General features: G+C 69.0%; 17 protein-coding genes and 3 pseudogenes. 8 read left to right on the top strand and 12 right to left on the bottom strand.

From position 1 onward, the window contains the following. Positions 1 to 515: 515 nt before the first annotated feature. On the top strand, positions 516 to 1,607 hold the full coding sequence (locus JNO44_RS01270; RefSeq protein ID WP_205360569.1) for a cytochrome P450: 1,092 nt from the start codon (positions 516 to 518) through the stop codon (positions 1,605 to 1,607). A gap of 145 nt (positions 1,608 to 1,752) precedes the next feature. Here JNO44_RS01270 and JNO44_RS44320 read toward each other — a convergent pair whose 3' ends face one another. Next, positions 1,753 to 1,887 carry a hypothetical protein gene (locus tag JNO44_RS44320; RefSeq protein ID WP_275695730.1) on the bottom strand — a complete coding sequence of 45 codons (135 nt, stop codon included), beginning with the start codon at positions 1,885 to 1,887 and terminating at the stop codon, positions 1,753 to 1,755. A 950-nt stretch (positions 1,888 to 2,837) separates the two neighbouring features. Between JNO44_RS44320 and JNO44_RS01265 the strand changes: the two genes are divergently transcribed. Next, the gene (locus JNO44_RS01265) at positions 2,838 to 3,416 is read left to right on the top strand and encodes an arylamine N-acetyltransferase family protein (RefSeq protein WP_205360567.1); all 579 of its coding nucleotides are present in this window, start codon (positions 2,838 to 2,840) and stop codon (positions 3,414 to 3,416) included. A gap of 26 nt (positions 3,417 to 3,442) precedes the next feature. Here the strand turns inward: JNO44_RS01265 and JNO44_RS01260 are convergent, their stop codons facing one another. Beyond that, entirely contained in the window at positions 3,443 to 3,649 is a 207-nt protein-coding gene (locus JNO44_RS01260; protein ID WP_205360565.1) for a hypothetical protein, read from the bottom strand. Positions 3,650 to 4,266: 617 nt separating this feature from the next. Further along, a complete protein-coding gene (locus JNO44_RS01255) occupies positions 4,267 to 6,939 on the bottom strand; it encodes a tetratricopeptide repeat protein (protein WP_205360562.1) in 2,673 nt (890 codons plus the stop codon). Positions 6,940 to 7,132: 193 nt separating this feature from the next. Here JNO44_RS01255 and JNO44_RS01250 point away from each other — a divergent pair, with 193 nt between their 5' ends. The 3 genes and pseudogenes from JNO44_RS01250 to JNO44_RS44985 all read left to right on the top strand — a co-directional run. Then, positions 7,133 to 7,315: a hypothetical protein gene (locus tag JNO44_RS01250; protein ID WP_205360560.1), complete on the top strand. Its 183-nt coding sequence runs from the start codon at positions 7,133 to 7,135 to the stop codon at positions 7,313 to 7,315. A 231-nt stretch (positions 7,316 to 7,546) separates the two neighbouring features. Further along, positions 7,547 to 8,035 (top strand): annotated as a pseudogene (locus JNO44_RS01245) (transposase); the annotation flags it as partial. An 18-nt stretch (positions 8,036 to 8,053) separates the two neighbouring features. After that, positions 8,054 to 8,275, top strand: a pseudogene (locus JNO44_RS44985) (LLM class flavin-dependent oxidoreductase); the annotation flags it as partial. Between the two features lie 13 nt (positions 8,276 to 8,288). Here the strand turns inward: JNO44_RS44985 and JNO44_RS42885 are convergent. Further along, a complete protein-coding gene (locus JNO44_RS42885; RefSeq protein ID WP_240167358.1) occupies positions 8,289 to 9,401 on the bottom strand; it encodes a TnsA-like heteromeric transposase endonuclease subunit in 1,113 nt (370 codons plus the stop codon). Between the two features lie 215 nt (positions 9,402 to 9,616). Between JNO44_RS42885 and JNO44_RS01235 the strand changes: the two genes are divergently transcribed. Then, complete coding sequence (locus JNO44_RS01235) at positions 9,617 to 10,513, top strand: NAD(P)H-binding protein (RefSeq protein WP_205360559.1); 897 nt, start codon at positions 9,617 to 9,619, stop codon at positions 10,511 to 10,513. Further along, the gene (locus tag JNO44_RS01230; protein ID WP_205360557.1) at positions 10,510 to 11,199 is read left to right on the top strand and encodes an SDR family NAD(P)-dependent oxidoreductase; all 690 of its coding nucleotides are present in this window, start codon (positions 10,510 to 10,512) and stop codon (positions 11,197 to 11,199) included. Before JNO44_RS01235 ends, JNO44_RS01230 begins: the two co-directional genes overlap by 4 nt. 53 nt (positions 11,200 to 11,252) lie before the next feature. Here JNO44_RS01230 and JNO44_RS01225 read toward each other — a convergent pair whose 3' ends face one another. The 4 genes from JNO44_RS01225 to JNO44_RS01210 form a co-directional block, all read right to left on the bottom strand. Beyond that, entirely contained in the window at positions 11,253 to 12,506 is a 1,254-nt protein-coding gene (locus tag JNO44_RS01225) for an RNA polymerase sigma factor (protein ID WP_240167357.1), read from the bottom strand. Further along, the gene (locus tag JNO44_RS01220) at positions 12,503 to 12,856 is read right to left on the bottom strand and encodes a YciI family protein (protein ID WP_067356824.1); all 354 of its coding nucleotides are present in this window, start codon (positions 12,854 to 12,856) and stop codon (positions 12,503 to 12,505) included. Before JNO44_RS01220 ends, JNO44_RS01225 begins: the two co-directional genes overlap by 4 nt. Positions 12,857 to 13,067: 211 nt before the next feature. Further along, entirely contained in the window at positions 13,068 to 13,454 is a 387-nt protein-coding gene (locus JNO44_RS01215; protein WP_240167356.1) for a contact-dependent growth inhibition system immunity protein, read from the bottom strand. Between the two features lie 754 nt (positions 13,455 to 14,208). Continuing rightward, positions 14,209 to 14,778: a DinB family protein gene (locus JNO44_RS01210; protein ID WP_205360555.1), complete on the bottom strand. Its 570-nt coding sequence runs from the start codon at positions 14,776 to 14,778 to the stop codon at positions 14,209 to 14,211. Positions 14,779 to 14,981: 203 nt separating this feature from the next. Between JNO44_RS01210 and JNO44_RS01205 the strand changes: the two genes are divergently transcribed. Continuing rightward, complete coding sequence (locus JNO44_RS01205; protein ID WP_205360553.1) at positions 14,982 to 16,529, top strand: carboxylesterase/lipase family protein; 1,548 nt, start codon at positions 14,982 to 14,984, stop codon at positions 16,527 to 16,529. Between the two features lie 160 nt (positions 16,530 to 16,689). Here the strand turns inward: JNO44_RS01205 and JNO44_RS01200 are convergent. The 4 genes and pseudogenes from JNO44_RS01200 to JNO44_RS01185 form a co-directional block, all read right to left on the bottom strand. Continuing rightward, positions 16,690 to 16,909: pseudogene (locus JNO44_RS01200) on the bottom strand (beta/gamma crystallin domain-containing protein); the annotation flags it as partial. 277 nt (positions 16,910 to 17,186) lie between these two features. After that, the gene (locus JNO44_RS01195; RefSeq protein ID WP_205360551.1) at positions 17,187 to 17,351 is read right to left on the bottom strand and encodes a hypothetical protein; all 165 of its coding nucleotides are present in this window, start codon (positions 17,349 to 17,351) and stop codon (positions 17,187 to 17,189) included. A gap of 317 nt (positions 17,352 to 17,668) precedes the next feature. Then, positions 17,669 to 19,726 carry an alkyl/aryl-sulfatase gene (locus JNO44_RS01190; protein WP_205360549.1) on the bottom strand — a complete coding sequence of 686 codons (2,058 nt, stop codon included), beginning with the start codon at positions 19,724 to 19,726 and terminating at the stop codon, positions 17,669 to 17,671. A 293-nt stretch (positions 19,727 to 20,019) separates the two neighbouring features. Next, the gene (locus tag JNO44_RS01185) at positions 20,020 to 20,763 is read right to left on the bottom strand and encodes an SAM-dependent methyltransferase (RefSeq protein ID WP_205360548.1); all 744 of its coding nucleotides are present in this window, start codon (positions 20,761 to 20,763) and stop codon (positions 20,020 to 20,022) included. Positions 20,764 to 20,825: the final 62 nt, after the last annotated feature.

The raw sequence follows: 20,825 nt of genomic DNA, 5'->3' as shown, positions 1-20,825 counted from the left end.
AAGCCTGCCTGTGCCGTCCCGGCGGCCGGTGTATGGGCACATGGCGATGAGCCGTCGTTGGGGAGGGGGCGAAATCGGTCGACGTACCTCACACGAGGGATGCGGAGGATGCGGCGCAGTGCACACGGGAAGGCTGCAAATGGGGTCAATTCCCTTACTTGAATGCAGCATTGATGTGAGTTCCTCGGTGTTGCCGTCCAGTCAGTCTGTGTTCATTCCTGCTGCCCGCAGACGGGCCGTTGTCCGGCAGTACCGAGCAGAGGGCGGAAGCGGTCGGCAGCAGGCTCATGGCGCAACCCTGCCGGCCACCCCGGCCTGTGCGACCCGACTGCCTTAGCCCGAGGGAGAAACCAGTGATCCACCCGCTTCCAAACGCTGTCGGCACCCGCACATCGCCCCTTGACCTGCGCCCGTACAGCGCCCCATTCCAGGCTGACCCGTATCCCTTCTACGCCCAACTGCTCCAACAAGGCCCCGTCCACTACGTCATCGGACCCGACTCCGTACCCACGTGGATGATCCTGGGCTACCCCGAGGCCAAAGCCGCCATGGCCCGCCCTGCCCTGCGCGTGGACTGGGCCTACGCCAGCCCGCAATGGCGTGCCCTGGTCCTCGGCGATACCCAAACAACCCAGCCGCCGCAAGGACGTTCCGTCGCCACCTCCGACAACCTTGACCACAAACGCCTACGACAACCTCTCATCCAGGCATTCACCGTCCGACGCATCCAAGAATTGGCCCCCTTCATCGAGCAGCGCGCCCACCAACTCATCGACCGTCTGCCGCCCCGTACACCCTTCGACCTGGTCGACGACTACGCCGCCCCGCTGACCATCGCGGTCATCTGCGACATCCTGGGTATCTCCGATCTGGACCAGAACCGATTCCGGTACCTGGCCGACCGGCTGTCCTACCCGGCGAGCCTCGACGACGCCCATGCCGCGCGCCATGAAATCACCCCTCTTCTGCGTCAGCTCGTCGCGAGCAAACACGATCGGCCCGGCGATGACCTCCTCAGTCATCTCCTGCAGATCAATCGCGATCTCTCCGTGCCGCAGGACATGCTGACCGACACCGAGCTCACGGGTGCTACGTTCACCCTGCTCAACGCCGGCCATCAGACGAGCATCCACCTCGTCACCAACACCCTCCTCTGCCTGCTCACCCACCCCGAGCAACTGGGTTTGCTCCGAGACAACTCCAGCCTGCTTGGCATGGCCCTCGAGGAGACCCTCCGCTATGAAGGACCGATCGGAGGAGCGCTCCGCCGATTCGCCGCCGAAGACCTCAGCATCGGCGACACCCTGATCCCCGGCGACGGCAGTCAAGTCCTGGTCATGCTGTCGAGCGCCCACCGTGACCCCCGTCAGTTCCCCGATCCCCACCGCTTCGACATCGGGCGCCGGAACACCGACCTCCTGGCCTTCGGCCACGGACCCCACTACTGCCTCGGCGCGGTGCTGGGTCGGCTGGAGGCCCGCATCGCGGTCGGTTCGCTGCTCGATCGCCTCCCCGGGCTCTCCCTGGCGCACCCTGACGAAGACCCGAGCTGGCGTCCCGGGCCGATCTTCCGCGGCCTGGCGCACCTGTCCCTGATCCACACCTGACGGAGCGTCGCCTCTTCACCATCCCCTCTGCATCGCTCATGCCCGAGTCGTACCGGGACCGGCGGTCCGGGTGGTCGCTGCGTTCCCGAACCTGTAGGCGAGGCAGTCACACTCTGGAGTGGGCGAGTTGGACTCCGGGCGGGTCTCAGGAGTCGGTGGTGGACAGTGGCCGGGTGCCGGTGAGCCAGTCCCGGAGGACGTTCCTGCGGATCTTGCCGAGCTCGTTGCGGGGGAGGCGCGGCACGGTCTCGACGCGGGTGGGCCAGTACCAGTCGGTCATGCCGTGTTCGGCCAGCCAGATGTGCAGTTCGGCCAGGTCGGGGACGAGCTCGCCGGCGGGGACGACGAGCGCGCAGCTCCCCCTCGACGTCCGGGACGGGGATCATCAGCTGGGTGGTTCCGCAGATCCGGTCGGAGGCCCGGCCCGCGTAGCGCAGGCCGTCCTCGTCGTCCGGGCGCACCAGGTCTCCGGTGGCGTACCAGCCGTCGGTGTCGGCCGCGCGCCACAAGGGGCGTCCGGTGTCACGGTCGAAGGTGCCCAGGCAGACGGACGGGCTGCGCACATCGAGCCGCGAGGGGAGATCCGCCCCGGTGGCGGGTGCCATCCGCAATTCGACGTCGGGCATCGGGCGGCCGATGCTGCGGGCGGCCCGTTCGGGCGGATCGGTGGGGCTGGTGGCGGTGATCCCGGCGGTTTCCGTCGAACCCAGAGAGTTGACGACGTGTTCGCTCGGGGTCCGGCACAGGAGATCGACAAGTTCGTGCGAGGGGCTCGTGGCCACCGCCTCCCAGGCGGGCAGGTCCCGCGGGCGGCGGTGGCGGGCAGAGGCCGCATGGCGTCGAACAGCCCCGGCATGGGGTTCGTGTTCCCTCGGTGAGGCAGGGACGGCCTCCGGTGGGGGACCGATCGACGGCCGCGAGTTCGTCGGTTCGCAGGCCCGCCGGGCCATGTCCGCACTCTGGTACAGCCGGGTCGGCCGGTGCGCCCGTGCGGAGTTGCGGCGCGCCAGAAGGGATGGTTTCGATCGGGCGGGCGACGTGTGGGCGGTGCCGGACGAGGTTTCCCATGGCCGCCGCTGCATGGGAGCGGACGTTGGGGCCGGTGGTCAGGCGGCTGGCCGGACGGCTGTGGCGCGAGCGCCGCCGGGGTGTTGCGGCCCGCCGCGCGCTCTCGGGATCTGCGGATCGAGGCGCCGCGTCGGGTGGTGCGGTTCGTTCGAGGAGGATCACATGGGCAGGCCGATCGCCTCCGTCTGGGGCGTGGATCGGTTGGACCTCGACGCCCATCTGGCACGGATCGGGTACGTGGGGGAACGCGAGCCGACGCTGAAGGTGCTGCGTGCCCTGCACGCCGCGCACATCGTCTCGCTCACCTTCGAGGACCTGGAGGTCGTCCTGGGCCGACCCATCCGACTCGACCTGGAATCCCTGCAGACGACGATGGTCCGGCGGCGACGCGGGGGTACGTGTCGCGAGCAGATCCTTCTCTGTGCCGCCGCCTTGGACGCTGTCGGCTTCACCTTCACTGCGGCGGCGTCCCGCGTTCGCCTGGGAGAGGACCGGATCCGTCCGGCCACGCACATGTCGCTGCGGGTGGACGTCGGCGGTGAGGGGTGGTTCACCAACGTCGGCTTCGGCGCCGAGAGCCTCTTGGAGCCTCTGCGGCTGCGTGACGGCGAGGCCGCACGGCAGGCGGGCGGGCCCCCTCGCTCTTCCGCGACAAGCTGTTGGTGCAAAAGCCGGCGGTCGATCAGCGGCTGGCCCTGCGCAACACGGGCGCCCGCTCCAGCGATACACCGGACGCCGTGAAACCTACGGAGAAACCCAAGCCGCGATCACCTCCCTCGTCTCCGACCGCTCCGCCAGGCGCCCCACCCGCCGCAGGACAGCACCGCTCTCGTGCCCTTCCGCACCACCACCAGCTCCAACACATCGGGCTCGTCACCGATGTCGTGGATCACGTGGTCAGGGTCGGTGGTCATCTTGTTCGCGACGATGTCGAGGAGCGTGGCGACGAACCCCACGGGCGAGCTGCCTGCCACGTTGGCCCGCCACCGTTCAGGGGCCTGATTGTCGGTGCGGGCGTGAGCACCAGGTGCGGTCCGCGCTCCACGGCCGTGCGATCGAGGTGGACGGTCACGCGCCCGCATGGGCTGGCGACGGTGCGCGAGGAAACGTCGCAGTGCTCGGCCCACGCGTACTCCTCGGCGGAGACGGACAGAAGCACGTCATGGCCGGCCGGGCGGCTGGCGGCCAGGCAGCGGGGCTCAGCAGGACCGCACGTTTCACGCGATCGTGAGCAGCGGGCATGGCAACTCCAAGGGGGTGGGGAGAAGAGGGCGTCCGCTACGCGGTTGCGGGGGCCGATTTGGGTCCGCGAATCCGTGAGCAGGGTTTCTTGTGGGAGCGCCGGAATCCGGGTGTAGTGAGCATTGCCTGCGTCGGCGGATCGTGAGCACATGGGGCCGCTGACTTGTTGGTGAGCCCCTATGGTGATCACTGTGCGTGATCCGTGGTGCCAGACGGCCGGTGATTCAGCGCTGATACTGGGTTGCCCAGCAGGGTCGTTGAGGAGCGTTGGCCGGAATTGGCGGTCGCGGAGAGTGAGATTGAGGCGGGATGGAGCCGAACCGACAGCCCATGGCGTTAGGGAACGGTCTCATGATGGATCGCTGGGAGTGTTGCGTGGTTCCGGCCACAGCCATGGTTTGGCCCACGTTCCGTCTTGTTCGAGACCGTAGCGCCCACAGGCATCCGTTCGCGGTGGCTGTATCCGCACCAGCTCTTCCAGTGCACCTTGGATTCCGGCGTCGACGGCCGCGCGATAGAGCGCTTCCGCTTCCCCCCGGTCCCCGGACTCCGCCCGCATCCGTGCCAGCCTCAGCAAGGCATCGGTGTTTCCGGCGTCGACGGCGGCACGGAGCAGCGGTTCGATTCCCTCCCGGTCTCCAGACTTCTCCCGCATGTTCACGAGGTCCCACATGGCTTCGGTGTGACTGGCCTCGGCTGCCTGATGTACAAGCCGCTCGGCTCCCTCCCGGTCCCCGCACTCCTCCCGCACCTTCACGAGGTCCCGCAGGGCTTGGAGGTTTCCGGCGTCGACGGCGGCGCCGTAGAGCACTTTCGCTTCTTCCAGGTCCCCGGACCTCGCCCGCATCTCAGCCATCGTCGCCGCCAGCGCTCCAAGGCCGTAGGCGCCACCGAGTAGTCGTATGACTCCCGCCCAGTCCCCGATCTCTTCTCGCATCCTCGCGAGCATCCGTAGGGCTTGCGGGTTTCCGGCATCGGCTGCCTGGCGGGCGAGCCGTTCGGCTGCCTCCCGGTCCCCGGACTCCTGCCGCATGAGCGCCAGTTCCAGCAGTCCTTGGGAGTTTCCAGCGTCGGCGGCGGAGCGATATAGCGCTTCGGCTCCCGTCGAGTCTCCGACACTGTTGTGCATCCATGCGAGGTCCATCAGGGCGTCGATGTTTCCGGCGTCGGCGGCAGCGCGGTAGAGCCGTGCGGCTCCCTGCCACTGCCCGATCTCTTCGAGCATCCCCCCTAGCATCCGCAGGGCTCGCGGGTTTCCGGCATCGGCTGCCTGGTGGGCGAGCCGTTCGGCTGCCTCCCGGTCCCCGGACTCCCACCGCATCCGCGCCAGAACCTCCAGGGCTCGCGGGTTTCCGGCATCGGCTGCCTGGTGGACGAGCCGTTCGGCTGCCTCCCGGTCCCCGGACTTCTCCCGCATCGACGCGAGGTCCAGCAGGGCGTAGGTGTTTCCGGCGTTGGCGGCAGCGCAGTACAGCGCTGCGGCGGTGCTGTGCCGGGACCGCTGGCAGGCGGCATGAGCGAGGTGGCGGAGTTCGTCCGTGTTGGAGAGGTGTTCCAGGACGGCGTCCCAGAAAGAGGTGGGCGGGTACAGGGCCTGGCGGGTGTGACGACCATGCTGTTGGAGGTAGTCAGCGAGGCGGACCACACCGGACAGCGAACCCATCCCCGACGGCCGGGGGACGTCCTGTAGCGAACTGGTGGTGTGTTTGACAAGCGTTTGGGCATAGGCGAGTGCATGGGCGAACCAGTCGACGCCGGCGTTGCGTCGTTCGCTGTCGGTGAGGTAGCCAGGGGCGGCTGCCTCAAGGAAGGACAGGGGCAGCGGACCCGTAACGCCCAGGCGGTAGGCGTCCATTGCTACCTCGACCAGGGCCTTGCCGTAGCAGCCGTGTGGGCCTGCAGGGTCCTCGTAGTGGCGGACCAGGTCCGGCCCGGCGGCCAGGGTCTGCGTCATGTCCGCGCCGCCGGCCTCCAGAGCAGCGGCCAGCGAGTGATCATGGTGCGCTTCGTTGTTGGCGGCGTCCAGTCCGTCCGCGAAGGAACGAGGAACGCCGATGCGGCGGGCCTGACCGAGGAGCGTTCGGGCGTGCCAATGAGGATCCTTCCCATCCTGGGCAGGGGCGGCAGTGAGAGCTTCTTCGTGGGCGGGCCATAAGGTAGCGATCACGATGAGGGGACCGTCGTCGTCGAGTCGGCGTAGTAGCGCAGCAGCGACGGCTTCGCCCGCGGGATCGTCCAGATAGTTCTGGGCCTCGTTCAGCCACAAGACGGTGCGCGTATCCAGCGCATCTGCGGCTAGCACGGCCAGCAGCCCGTCGGCATCGGCTGGGAAGAGCAGTTCGAATTCGTCCGGGACCACCGCACGAACGGCTTCGAAGGCGGTGCGAGTCTTTCCGGTGCACGACTCGCCCCGCACGACTACCAGCGTCGGCGCGGCTTCGTTGGCCACGGCAGCAGCCAGATGGGTGCGCAACTCGGCATCATGCCTGCGTGGCACGTACCAGGGCAGGACGAACCCGTCACTCCGATCCCGGGAATACCCGGGAATGGCACGGTGCACCCCGAGCCGTTGTGGGCTCCAGGACCGTACGGGGCGCGGACGGTCCGCCAGCGCAGCCCGACGCGCACGGCGCTCCTCGTGTTCCAGTGCAGCTTGCGCCTTCTGCCGTTCCACGGCCTCCCGATCCGCCTGGATCCGGCGGCCGTGTTCGGTCTCCCACGCCTTGCGCCAGCGGTCCTCGGCCAGCAAGTCAGCGACAGTCTCGCCCGCAACACCATCAAGTCGATCAGCAAGGACTCCCGCCCTGACGGCCTCGGCCCGGATCTGCTTCACGATGTCCAGAAGCGCGCTCAGTCTGGTCGGGAAGCGCTCCCCGCGCAGCCACGCCCCAATCGTGTCGCGGGACAGCTTGGGGTTCGGCACTTTGGACAAGGCGTTGTCCGCTGGCTGCGCGCCCAGCCGGTCGCGCTTGAGCGCGCCCACACGCCGCAAGTCCTCGAAGATGTCCGGCTGTTTGCCCATCCCTGCCCCGTGCCACTGATGCGGTGTCCGGATCGGACACCGTCGGACATCGACAGCCTAGGGCCGTCAAGAGCGACCTGGCAGCAGATCTGTCCGACTATGCGGCACCCAGCAGCAGGACACACCCTCGGACAGGCAGTGTCCGGCCCAACCGGCCCACGCAACGGGCCACATGACAACGGGAGACACCTCAATGTCCACACTCCAGCTGCTGGCGATGCTGCTGGCGCTGTCCGTGACCCTGCACATCGGCTGCGCCGCTGCCTTCACCGCATGGCGGGGTGGCACCAGCCCTGCCAAAGCCCTCCTGATCGGCGCCAGCGCCACCAGCACCGCCTGCGCTTTGTACCTGACGGCCGTCGGCGACTACCGCTGATGTGCCTCCCGACAGTCCGGTGATCATCTCCAGCTCCACCGGATTGTCGGGTGGCGCCCACGATCGAGAGCAATGCTCAAGACCTAATAGCAGTGCACGGCGCCGGATGACCCCTACTCAATACCCGGAGCCCTGACTCCTTTCCACAGGCAGAGGGCTCCGTCGCCGTGCACTCTTGCGAGTGAGTATCGATCGCCTCCACCAGGGCATTCATGATCGTGACCCGAGCCGTCCCATTTCGTCCCGGCCCTGGAGCAGTTCCTCGGCAGCACGGCCGGGCTCTCGCCCGCCACCGTCACCCGGCTCACCCAGCAGTGGCAGGCCGACCACACCGCGTTCATGGACCGCGACCTAGCGGAGGCCGACTACGTGTACGTGTGGGCCGACGGCTTCCACCGCAACGTCCGCCTGGAGGAGGCCAAAGCCTGCGTCCTGGTGCTCATCGGGGTTCGCGCCGACGGTTCCAAGGAACTGGTCGCGCTCAAGGACGGCTACCGCGAGTCCGCCGAGTCGTGGGCCGATTTGATGCGCGACTGCGCTCGCCGGGGTATGCGTGACCCGGTTTTGGCGGTCGGCGACGGCGCCCTGGGCTTCTGGAAGGCGCTGGCCGGGGTGTTCCCTGCCAACCGTGAGCAGAGGTGCTGGGTTCACGAAGCGGCCAATGTCCTCGACTCGATGCCGAAGTCCGCGCAGCCGGGCGCGAAGAAGGCTATCCAGGACGCTGGGCGGCCCGGGCCGATGAAGCGGGGTTCGCCACCCTCGCCACGACCGGGCTACGCATACCCGGGTGTGAGCGACACCGCCGCGCTCGCGGCCGCGGCGGGAGCGACCACCACGATCGGCCTGCCCAGCGCGGTCCTGCTCGCCCCGACGTGGCCGGGTGCCCTGCTGGCCAAGGAAACCGCCGGGATCGACGGAATCGCCGGCGGCCGTCTCACGCTCGGTGTCGGTGTCGGATCGCGCGAGGACGAGTTCACCGTGCCCGGACACGAAATGCACGGTCGTGGCGCACGGCTGGAGTCCGACCTGGCGACCGACGTACCGAGAGATCTGGGGCGGGGCGCTGGTCGGCAACGGACCGAACGCGGCTGTGCCGTCGGGAACCCGGCAGGTCCCCCTGCTGTTCGGCGGGTGCTCCGCTCGTGCGCTGGACCGCATGGTGCGCTGGGGCGAGGGCTATATCGGCGGTTCGCTGCCGCCGGACATGACGGCGCCCAGATCCGAGGCGGCGAAACGGGCCTGGCGGGGTGGTGGGATGGGCGAGCAGCACGCAGATGTCGACCTGCCGCAGCTTCGGCGGCCCGGCAACCGCGGACTGGCGCAGGACAAGCCGCCGTCCTTCGATCTCCGCGACGGTGAACTGCTCACCGTCGAAGGCGATCGGCAGGCCGGGCCGCGACGTCTCCGTCCACCGGTTGATCCACGCCTCCGCGGAACACACTCTCCCCGACAGCGGTCGAGCCGAGAGGTCCGTGGTCAACCGCCCCTCCCACAACAGCGCCATCAGCGGCGGACGGGCTTCTTCGGGCTTTCGGTCTCCGGCCGGCCGTCTCTCGGCGAGCGCCAACTCCTCGCCGTCGACGACCTCTTGCCAGGCCCGTTCGACGTCGTCGGAGGGCACGATGCCGGGGTGCCGATAGGCGGCGAGGAACCTGATCTTCTCCAGTAGGGTCGGCTCGGCGTCCGGCCAGGTCTCGTACTCCCAGCCGTGCCGCTCGATCAAGTCTCCCGGCCAGGCCAGGGCCTGCGCGACCTTTGGGTCCTGCAGGCGCGAGGCCGGTTTGACGTTGACGACGCGCACCGTTCCCGAGCTCATCACCAGAAGGAAGTCCGGAACGTGGCTGCGTACCTTGCCGTCGATCCGCGTCACCATACGCAAGGGCTGGGCGCAGATACGGCACACCGACGGATCGAAGTCGGCGAGCGGCAAGCGGGCGAGCTCCAGGCGGCTCTCGTAGACGACCTGGCCGACCGCCGTCGCCGAGACGTAATCGCTCGAGTAGTGCGCCATCCCGGGTGCGGAACGAACCCGGCGCCACGTGTCCAGGCGGCTCGGACACAAGAGCATCAAGGAGACGGCGGACACGTACGGGCACCTCGCTCCGGACTCGACGGGTCGGGCCGTGGAGGTGATGGATCTGGCGCTTACCCGGCACCGTGCTGATGTGGTGCTGACGTAAGGAAGCAGGAAGCGTGATCCGGTGTTTTCGCAGGTCGGAGAAGCGACTTCCAATACCCTGAAGGTATCAATTGCCGGGAAGGGTATTGGACGCGACGGATGACCGCCCCGAGACTCGATGCATGATCGTCATCACCACTCCGACCGGCCAGATCGGCGGCCGGCTCCTGGAGATCCTCCTCACCGAGACCCGCACGCGCGGCGAAGAACTGCGCGTCATCGTGCGCGACCCAGGGAAACTCCCCGACGCGGTCCGCGCCCACGTCGACGTCGTCACCGGCTCGCACGACGACCCCGAGGTCGTCGACCGGGCCTTCGCCGGCGCGGACGCCGTCTTCTGGCTGGTTCCTTCGGACACACAGACACCGAGCCTGGAAGCCATGTACTCGGGGTTCACCCGCGCCGCCGCGAAGGCGTTCACCACCCACGGAGTCGGCCACGTCGTCGGCGTCTCGGCACTCGGCCGCGGCACCCCCGTCGCCGGCCGCGCCGGGCACGTGACCGCGTCGCTGGCCATGGACGACCTCATCGCCGGCACCGGCGTGGCCTACCGGGCGCTCGCCAACCCGACGTTCTTCGACAACCTGCTGTGGCAGGTGGCCTCGATCCGCGACCACGGTGTGTTCACCGAGACCGTCGCCGCCGACCGCAAGGCACCGAGGGCCGCCACCCGCGACATCGCCGCGGCCGCCGCCGGCCTGCTGCTCGACCGCTCGTGGACCGGGACGGGCGAGGTCCCGGTGCCGGGCCCCGAGGACCTCTCGCCCAACGACCTGGCGCGCACCATGTCCGACGTGCTCGGCCGCCCCATCCGCTACGAACGGCAGACGCTCGACGCATTCCGCACCGCACTCGCCGGACGCGGCATGGAGGACGCATTGGCACAGGGCTACGTCGACATGATGCGGGCCAAGGACGACGGCCTCGACGACGGGGTGCCGCGCACCCCGCAGACCGCGAGCCCGACGACCTTCCGCGAGTGGTGCGAGCAGGTCCTCAAGCCGGCGGTGCAGGCATGAGCGCCGGGACCGCCCTCATCGTCGGGGCCTCCCGGACCCTCGGGCTCGGCCTGGCCACCGAGTACGCACGCCGCGGTTGGGACGTCATCGGGACCGTCCGGGGCGATCAGCGCACCGGCCTCCACGATCTGGCCGACGCGTCCGACGGTCGCGTCACCGTCGAAACGCTGGACATGACGGAGCCGGAGCAGATCGCCGCGCTGCGCGAACGCCTCGCGGAACGCACCCTCGACCTGCTGTTCGTCAACGCCGGCATCGCGCGGGGCGACATCCCCGTCGGCGAGGTCCCGACGGAGATGTTCGTCGAGGTCATGGTCACCAATGCGCTCAGCCCGATGCGCGTGGTCGAGTCCTTCCGTTCGCTGGTCGCGCCGACCGGGACCATCGGCGTGATGTCCTCGCGCCAAGGCAGCCTCAGCCTGAACACCAAGGGCGGTCAGGACGTCTACCGCGCCAGCAAGTCCGCCCTGAACCAGCTGATGCGCAGCTACGCCGTCCGGTACGCCGACGCCGCACACACGCTGCTGCTCATGTGCCCCGGCCATGTCCGCACCGAACTCGGCGGCCCCCAGGCGCCGTTGACCATCGACCAGTCCATCCCGGGCGTCGCGGACACGATCGAGCGCCACAGTGGCGAACCGGGCCTGAAGTTCCTCAACCATCAGGGCCAGCCCGTGCCCTGGTAGCAGCCGCCGCAGTCGCCCGCAGGTCAGGCGGCGACCACCACCGCACGGACCGGTCACGGATCGGTGAGCTCCCGGAGTCTGCGGGCGAGCGTGGCGCGCTCCGGGTCGTTGCCGACGAGGTCGAGGGCGGCCCGGTAGGCGGCGGCCGCCTCCGTGCTGCGGCCCAGTCTCCGCAACAGGTCGGCCCGTGCCGCGGGAAGCAGGTGGTAGCCGCGCAGCTCGTCGGCCCCGGTGAGCTCGTCCAGGACGACGAGGCCCGCCTCGGGGCCGTCGCGCATGGCCAGGGCCACCGCCCGGTTCAGGGCGACGAGCGGCGACGGCTCGATCTGCAGCAGCACGTCGTAGAGCGCGACGATCTGCGGCCAGTCGGTCGTCTCGAAGGCCGTCGCCTCGTCGTGCAGCGCCGCGATCGCCGCCTGCACCGCGTACGGTCCGACGCCGGGGCCGGTCAGGGCCGGCACGACGAGCCGCTGCCCCTCGGCGATCCGGTCGACGTCCCACAGGGCGCGGTCTTGGTCTTCGAGCAGCACCTGGCCCCCGGCCGCGTCGGTCCTGGCCGCGCGCCGGGCGTCGGTGAGCAGGAGCAGCGCGAGCAGCCCGGTCACCTCGCGTTCCCGGGGGAGCAGCCGGTGCAGGATCCGGGCGAGCCGGATGGCCTCGTCGGCCAGGTCGGGGCGCAGCAGGTCGGTGCCGGAGCTGGCCGCGTACCCCTCGGTGAAGACGAGGTAGACGACCCGGAGCACGCCGGGCAGCCGCGCGGGCAGTTCGTCCGGCCCCGGGACGCGGAACGGGATGCGGGCACTGCGGATCTTGCGTTTCGCGCGCACGATGCGCTGGGCCATCGTCGCGGTGGGCACCAGAAACGCCCGGGCGACCTCGGGTGTGGTCAGGCCAGCCAGGAACCGCAACGTCAGCGCGGTCTGTGCCTCCGCGGAGAGCGCCGGGTGACAGCAGGTGAAGAAGAGCTGCAGCCGCTCGTCGGGGATGTCGTCGAAGCCGGCCTCAGCGGGGACCACGGGGGCCGCCCGGTCGCTCTCCACCTGCAGTATCGCCAGCCGCTCCGCGTACGCGCGGTCGCGCCGGATCCGGTCGATGGCCTTGCGGCGTGCCGTGGTGAGCAGCCAGGCCAGTGGCTTGTCCGGTACCCCGTCGAGCGGCCACCGCTGCAGCGCGGCCTCGATCGCCTCGGAGGTGGTCTCCTCGGCCAGGTCGAGATCCCCGAACCGGGCGGCGAGGAGGGCGAGCAGCCGGCCCCGGTCTTCGCGGAACACCGCCTCCACGGAGCGGGCCGCTCGCTGCTCGTTCACGGCTGGACCGGCTCCCAGACCGTGCGGACCTCGACGGTGCCGAACCGGGCCCCCGGGCACCGGGCCGCCCAGTCGAGCGCCGCGTCGAGGTCGGGAACATCGATCAGGTAGTAGCCGCCGACGATCTCCCGGGTCTCGGCGAACGGCCCGTCCGTCACCACGCGCTCACCGTTCACGCGGACGTGCACGGTGGTCGCGGTCGTGATGTCCAGGGCGTTGCCGTCCAGCTTGACGCCGGCGTCGGAGACCGCCTTGTCGAACGCCATGAAATCCTCCACGGTCGGTCCCTCGGCCGGTCGCTCCTCGGTGGAGTCGGGTGACAGGGTGTTGATCAGCAACAGGTACTTCACGGTGTGCTCCTCGTGCGTCGGATGGTTGCGCAGGGATGACGAACGGCCGGACGGAGAATCGACAGGCCGCCCGGAAAATCTCGTGGGAATCCTGTCGTGGCTCTTCGCCCACCGGGAGTGCCACCGCATGCGGCCGCATACCGTCGGGTACTGCCAGCCCCGCTCCGCACTCCGCACTCTGCACCCTCGCTCCTCGCTCCTCGCTCCTCGCTCAGAGCCTGGCGAGCCTGGCGGACAGCGCGAGAAAGTCATCGACTTCGCCCTGCAGGTCTGGAGGGACGTCGTCCATGGCAGCGACGAACAGACGAAGGGCACGAGCGGCTTGCGGTGCCCCGGCCCACGCTGCGCGGTCTCTGGTCAGGACGGTCGAGAGCAGGTCGCCTTCGTACAGGTCGCCTTCGGCCAGCGGATCGGCACGGAGCACGTCGACGGCGCGAGGCAGCAGGTGGGGCAGGCCGATGTTCTGCCGGATCAGCAACCGGAGGTCCTCGGGCCCGAGCGCGCTCACCGGTCTGCGCCGCACGGCATGCACCGTGGCCGTGAGCCGAGTGGCGCCGGCAGGCGGGTCCGGCAGGCGGTCGCCCTCGATCTCCTCCAACGACAGAGACCCATGTCTTGATCCAGTCACCTACCGATTATCCCCCACCAAGATGACAACAGAACCGAATTCCCATTTACTGCCAAGTCGGCCTGTATTGCGGGTGGTTGAGTGGCGTGACGGAATGCGCATTCACCGGTACGGATGCTCCGGGCCGGCCGTTCGTCGACTGTGGCTTCGACTTTGACGAGTGTCGCCACCTTCGCGCCTCATGGTGAAACGGCTGGTTAGATGCGTAGGCCGACGAGGGCGCCGAGGTTTGTTTCGTCTCCCGTGTCCTGGTTGGTGCCGGCGTCGGCAGATGCGGCAGAAGCTGCCCCCAACGAGAACAGGACGGCCAACAGCGGAACTGCGACGAGCTGAAGGATGCGACGACTACGCACGGAACCTCCGGGGAGTATGCGAATGCACGACAAGGGATTGCGCGTCATGGGAAATTTCCATGCTGGCAGAGATGATTTAGCGTTCCCTGGCTCTTCGGTGGGTCGAGTGTAGCGGTTGCTTCCCGCGCAATTGATTATCCGCGGCTGCTCCGTTTCACGAGCCACTCCGCGGCAATGGCCGTGGCGACAGCATGGTCGGCGCCGAGAGCCCCGACAATGCCTTCCTCGCATCTCCTTCGCGGAACGGGGCCATCGAGGCAGCCCAGTCGGCGCTCGCACTCATGGCGTGCTAGCCGTCGATCGGCATCAATATCCAGACCGTCGTCCACGCGGGTGTTCCTCGGAGGGAAAACCGGAAACTCCCTGCAGCGTCACTGGCCAACCCGTCCGTCGATGCGCTCGCGCAACAGGTCGGCGTGCCCGCAGTGACGGGCGTACTCCTCGATCCTGTGCACCAACAGCTCCCGAACTGCGATGCCGTCCTTCCCCAGGCGCTCACTCAGATCCGGATGCTCGGCCAGTGCGGCATCGGTCGCAGCCTGCTCGCGGGCCAGTGCGGCATACGCGGCGTCGACCTCCGTCTGCTCGGCGACAGCCCCGTCGAAGTCCCCGTCGTGCTCGTCGTACAGCTTCGGCAGTGGTTCCGCATCGCTGATCCAGTTACGCCAGTCCCGTTCCGTCTCGGCGAGGTGCCGCAGCAGGCCGAGCAGCGACATCGACGACGGCGGAACCGATCGGCGGGACAACTGCTCCGCATCCAGACCTTCGCACTTCATCCGCAAGGTGATGCGGTAGTTCGTCAGGAAGTCCTCCAGTGTGGCAAGCTCGCCGTCCGGACTGACTCCTTCGCTGTTGCGGGGGTCGTCGTCCGGGCCAACCCACATGTCGGGGTAAACGGTTGCCCGGCTCCATCGTGCAGGTTGGTCACTCATGGGCTCCATGTTCGTCCGTGAGGGTCCGAGCTCGCCAGTGAGTATCTTCACGTTGTGCGCGAGGGGGCGGGGGACGATGTCTTCGATCGCGGCCGGGGCTGAGCGCGACGCACGGCGAGGCGCACGACTGTTGCCGGCCGGGCCGGTTCATCCGACGGCGGAGTGCAAACCTGTTCGCACGAGGGCCTGTTGATGGGCGAGACTGACGCGCGATGACTGAACGACCATGTGGTGTTGAAGCAACCTTTCGGACGACGAGCGGTCGAGTGCGGGGCAGAAGGGACAGCGACGGCATCACCGCCGTGCTCGGTGTCCCGTACGCGGCCCCGCCGTTCGGCGACCGCCGGTTCCGCGCGCCGCAACCGGCGCCTGCCTGGGACGGGGTCCGGGACTGCACGGCCTTCGGCCCCATCGCCCCGCAGTCGGTGGAGCTGCCCGGCGCGCCGGTGTGGCGCCCAGGCGACGAGGACATCCTCACCGTCAATGTGTGGGTGCCTGAGCATGCGGACGGTGGCACGCTGCCGGTGTTCTTCTGGATCCACGGCGGCGCCTACACCTTCGGCTCCTCCGCCCAGCCCGACTTCGACGGGGCGGCCCTGGCCCGCGCCGGATTGGCCGTCGTCAGCTGCAACTACCGGGTGGGCTTCGAGGGTTTCGGTCAGGTACCCGGGCTCCCCGACAACCGCGGGCTGCTGGACCAGGCCGCCGCGCTGCGCTGGGTCCGGGAGAACATCGCGGCCTTCGGCGGCGACCCCGGTAACGTCACCGTCGCCGGGCACTCCTCCGGGGGAGGCTCGGTGGCCTGTCTGATGGTCATGGAGCAGACACGGGGCCTGTTCCGACGGGCCATCGCCCACAGCGTGCCCAGCGCCTTCTTCACAGTCGAGCTCGCAACGGCGGTCACCGGGCGGATCGCGGCGGAGGCCGGGGTTGCCCCGACGGCGGACGGACTGCTGTCGGTGCCGCCCGAAGCGCTGGTGGCCGCGTCCGACAAGACCGCTGCGAGCTGCGGGAGCGACCCCGTCACGGCGATCCACGCCTTTGACCCGGTGATCTTCCAACCCGTCGTCGACGGCGAGGTGTTGCTCGTGGACCCGCTGCGCGCGCTCGCCTCAGGGGCGGCGCGGGAGGTGGACCTGCTGGTGTGCCACACGTTGGAGGAATACTGGTTCCTCCACGCGGTGGGAGCCGTGCGGGAGGTCACCACCGAGGCGGAACTGGCGGACTTCGCCGCGTCCCTGCGCCTCTCGGCCCACCTGGTCGACGGTTACCGTGCAGCGATGCCGGACGCCCCGGTACTCGACCGCTACCTCGCGATCTTCGGCGACGCGCGGTTCGGCGAGTACACCACCCGCCTCGCCGAGCAGCACGCCAGGGCCGGCGGCCGGGCGTACCTGGCCCGCTTCGCCCGCAGGCGCGAAGCGGCCAGGCCCTGGCACACCGCGGACATTCCCTTCGCCTTCGGCAACCTGGACTCCGTCGGCGCAGACTTCCTCATCGGTGGTGTCCCCGACGACCACGACCGTGCCCTGTCCCGCCGCATGCTCCGCTCCTGGGCCGACTTTGCGGCCACCGGTGACCCGGGCTGGCCGGCGGTCACCGTCGGTGCGACGCCGGTCAAGTCATGGGCCGTCCCCGGTGACCACTTGACCGCCGACGATACGTCCGCGCGCCGTGCCCTGTGGCGCGACGTCCGGTTCGACCTGCTGCGGTCGGGGCAGACGGCCGGGCTTCGTGCGGGTGGGGAATCCGGCGCCTGAGGCCACCGCGTCCCCGTCCGGAACCTGGAGGCGAGCGCTTCGGTCGCCCTCATCGATGCTGGCCATGCCTGAAAAGCGTGGCCAGCATCAGCGAGCCGGGAAAAGGAAAGCGCATTCACGTTGCGCAAATTCCGACGCACGCCCGGAAATTGGCGGTATCCAGGTCGTTGTTGCCCGTGGAGATCCTGTCGACCCACCATCCGCCGAAGTCGGTCCTCCCGCGGTTCGCGTAGCAGTCCACGCTGTCGCGGCCGCCGCTGTGCGACCAGATCTTCAGGAAAGTTCTCCTTGCCGCGGCATTCGACGTGGTCGATGGCGAACGCGTTGCCGGTCGGCACGGTCATGGTGAGCGTGACTGCTGCTGCGAACGCCACCGCCATGGAACGCGCGCCCTCTTCGATTTCGAGATCGCCCATTCTCCTTGATGCGCAATGTCGAACTGGGGGGGGCATTTCGTGGCCAGAATATCCAGATCGGGCGCTCGTCAGGGTGTTTGGTGCGTTCGAGCGTGAGTGTCAGTTTACGCGGCTACCGTCCCTTTATGGCGTGGGGTGACGCGATCAGAGGGGCAGGGCGGAAACGGGGAGGCAAGGGTGAGCGGGAAGGGTGGGAAAGGCGGCAACGGCGGGGCGGGAGTGGAGGCTTGAGGCGTTGCGGTCAACTCGACAGGACGTAGGGGCCGATCATGACCGCCGCGAAGAGCAGCAGGAGCCCTCCCACTATGGCTGCCACGAGGAGGACGGCCTTCATCGCGGTCTCCGCGGCCCGGTGGTCGCGGGCGGGCTGCACGGGGGCAGGGCGGTTGTCTGCGTGTTCAGTCACGGAGCCATCCTGCGCATCTCGGTGCCCGCAGGCCATCGGTAGAAGTACTCATCTGATCGGGCTCGTCGGCTCGAACGCGCACGATCCGCATCGGCGTCACGCGGCATGACCTGTGTCAGCGCGTGGTGAGGTTCGGGTCACCTGCCGGTCCGGCACGGAGCGGTCGGTCCGACGTCCCGGTGACGCAAGCGGACAGGCCCCGGTGCAGCGGTCATGACTGCGGCGGTCATGACCGCACCGGGGCCTGTCCTGTCGTGCTCTGCACCGTCATGCCCGGGGAATCCCCCGAGCGTTCTGCTCTGCCGGGAGTGGTGCGGCTACTGATCCGACTCGGCCGGGGCGACGATCGGGAAGGAGGGGTCGGGGGCGGTCAGGTAGCCGAACACGGTGTCCGCGTATTCCTGCTTGCCCTCGGGGATCTGGACGACGCCGTCGCGCACGGCGGCGTCGAAGGCGTTCGTGAAGCCCGTGGGGCCGTACATCAGGCCGTTGAGGGCCTCGCGGGACAGCTTGATCACGGTCTGCGGCGTCCCGGCGAACCGGTCCTTGCCGGGTACGTAGACCAGGACGCCGTTGCGCAGCGTCGTGGTGCAGGTCTCCTCCTCGGCGCCGCTGACCAGCCACTGGAGCACGATCGGGTCGCGTTGTTCGCGGGCGGCCGTGGGCCCGTCGACGGTCCGGGCCAGGGTCGAGAAGTACTGCTCCAGGCTCATGCTGAGGACGAGATCGCCGGCCTCCTGGTTGGCGGGCCGTTCGACGCCGTGGGCCAGTTCGTCGGCGCCGGTCAGGTAGAAGTTGCGCCAGGTGCCGTTCTCGGAGCCGTAGCCGAGCTGGGTCAGGGCCTTCTGTTGGAGTTCCTTGGCCGATGCGCTGTCCGCGGGGTGGCCGAAGATCACGTGGTTGAGCAGCTCGACGGTCCAGCGGTACTCGTGGCGGTCGTACGCCTGCTGCGCTGTGGCGACGACGGCGTCGACGCCGCCCATGGCCTCCACGTAGTGCACGCCTGCCTTGCTCGGGGGGAGGTTCCACAGGTGGGCGGGGTTGCCGTCGAACCAGCCCATGTACCGCTGGTAGACGGCCTTGAGGTCATGGCTGAGGGAGCCGTAGTAGCCGCGTGTGTACCAGTGGGCGGTGAGGGCCTCGGGCAGTTCGAGGTCTTCGGCGATCTCGATGCCCGTCCTGCCCGCGTTGATGAGCCGCAGCGACTGGTCGTTGAGGTAGGCGTAGACGTCCCGCTGGATGCTCAGGTAATCGACGATGTTTGTGGGGTTGTCCTCCTTGCGCCAGCGGGGCCAGTGGTGGGAGGCGAACTCGACGTCGGTGTGCTCGCCGAAGGTCTGGATCGTCTCGGTGAGGTACTTCGACCAGGCATGGGCGTCGCGGACCTGGGCACCGCGCAGGGTGAGGAGGTTGTGCAGGGTGTGGGTGGCGTTCTCCGCGGCACACAGGGCACGGCCCTGCGGGAGGTAGATGTTCATCTCGGCCGGGGCCTCGGTACCGGGCGTGAGCTGGAAGATCAGCCGGATGCCGTCGATGAGCTGTCGGTAGAGGCCGGGCCGCCACGGGATGACGTCCTTGGAGGACCACTGGTCGCGGGGAACGGGGGCGGTGTCGCTGCCGCCGATGCTGACGTTCGGCGGGATGAGGGTGACCTCGCCGGTGGAGATGGTCAGCCCGAGGCCGGCGCCGATCTGCCCGTGCGGGCCCTTGTCGAGCTTGGCCGCGTACATGTACTCCGAGCGGCGGGCCATGGCCGGACCGGCGTAGACGTTCTCGCTGACGGCGTGCTCCAGGAAGCCGTCGGGCGCGATGATGGGGATGTCGGTGTCGACCACGTCGTCGCGCTCGTGGAACAGGCCGCGGGCACCACCGAAGTGGTCGACATGACTGTGGGTGTAGATGATGCCGACGATCGGCCGCCGGCTCCCGGTCGTGTCCCGGTAGAGCTTGAGCGCCCACTGAGCGGTCTCGTAGCTGGCGAGCGGGTCGATGACGACGATGCCCGAATCGCCCTCGATGATGGTCATGTTGGACAGGTCGTACCCGCGGACCTGGTAGATCGCGCCGTGCTCGTACGACGTGACCTGGAAGAGTCCGGCCTGGGCGGTGAGCAGTCCCTGCCGCCACAGGCTCGCGTTGACGGTCGGCGGGGCGTCGGAGACCTCGGACGCGCTCAGGAAGTCGTAGCCGGCGAAGTTCCACACCACCCGGTCCCCCTGGCGGCGGGCCGGGATCGCCGGGACCGAGGGCAGTGCGAGCAGACCCCGTCGGGCATCCTCGAAGTCCTCGGAGTTCGGTGGGATCGTCTCGACGATCCTCCGGTTGGCCTCGGCGACAGTGGGGTCGACGTCGATCGGCTCGGAGAACTCGGGCATGCGACAGCCTCCTCGGGCACACGGGACCGCCGCGCGCCGTAGGCGTGATGGGTCGGAACGCGGCCGAGGCTAGGCCGGGCCGCAAATCGCCTACAAGGCGAGCGAACCGGCCAGGAACCGGCAATGTGGCTGATCAGCCGTGCCGTTCGGGGCGGCGCCACTCCGGCCGACGCGTGCGAAGGCACGTTCCTGTCCAGGGTGGACACCGTTTCAGCAACACGGACCGCTTAAACCTTGGACAAGTTGCGGCCCGCGAGCACGTGGGGCGGGTTCTGGACAAGCAGTGGTCCGGCTCAGGCCCGGCCGGGTGTCGGGCGCAGGACCAGGGAGACGAAGCCCCAGGTGTCCCGGTAGCCGCGCAGCCATTCGGAGCGCCGGGTCGTGGCTGTTTCGAGCGCGTGCGCGCTGTCCAGATCGGCAGGGTGGTCCAGGGCCCAGGCGGCCAGCGAACCCCAGCAGGCCCACTCGTAGTCGTCCAACTCACGACGGGTGCTGACGTGACCGTCGACCGGCGTCCAGCCGTCGGCGACGACACGGTCCACAGTGGTCGCCAGGTCGGTGAAGTTCCCCAGCATTTCGACGGCCTCCGGCGACGGCGGGCGGTCCCAGAATCCCTCTCCGACGAGGACACGGCCGCCGGGAGCCAGGTGCTTGCGGGCCGCCGCGAGGGTGGGGAGCAGGCCCCCGAAGGCATGCGTGGCCCCGAAGCTGAGGACCACGTCGAACGGCTCGGCGGAAACGAAGTCCTCGGCCTTCTGGTGGTGCAGGACCAGGCGGTCCTGGACGCCGCGGTCGAGCGCCGCGGCGGCTGCCTGGGCCAGGGCGTCCGCGGACACGTCCACGCCCTCGGCATGGAGGTGCGGTCGTGTGGCCAGGGCACGCAGGAGCCATTCCCCTCCGCCGCACCCGAGGTCGAGCACCCGCTCGTCGCCCCTCGGGAGCCCGCGTTGCAGCAGCCGGTGTACCGAGTCGTCGTCGAGCGGAGACTTAATCGGGTGCTCGGTGTGCGCGATCCTGGAGATCTGTTCACGGTTCATCAGCGCAGCCTGACAGCGACAGAGATGGCGCGCACCTCGATTTCGTCGATGCGCCGCTGCCT

The sequence above is a fragment of the Streptomyces noursei genome (assembly GCF_016917755.1).
Taxonomy (GTDB): Bacteria; Actinomycetota; Actinomycetes; order Streptomycetales; family Streptomycetaceae; genus Streptomyces; species Streptomyces yunnanensis.
This window is presented reverse-complemented; position numbering and strand designations above follow the sequence as displayed.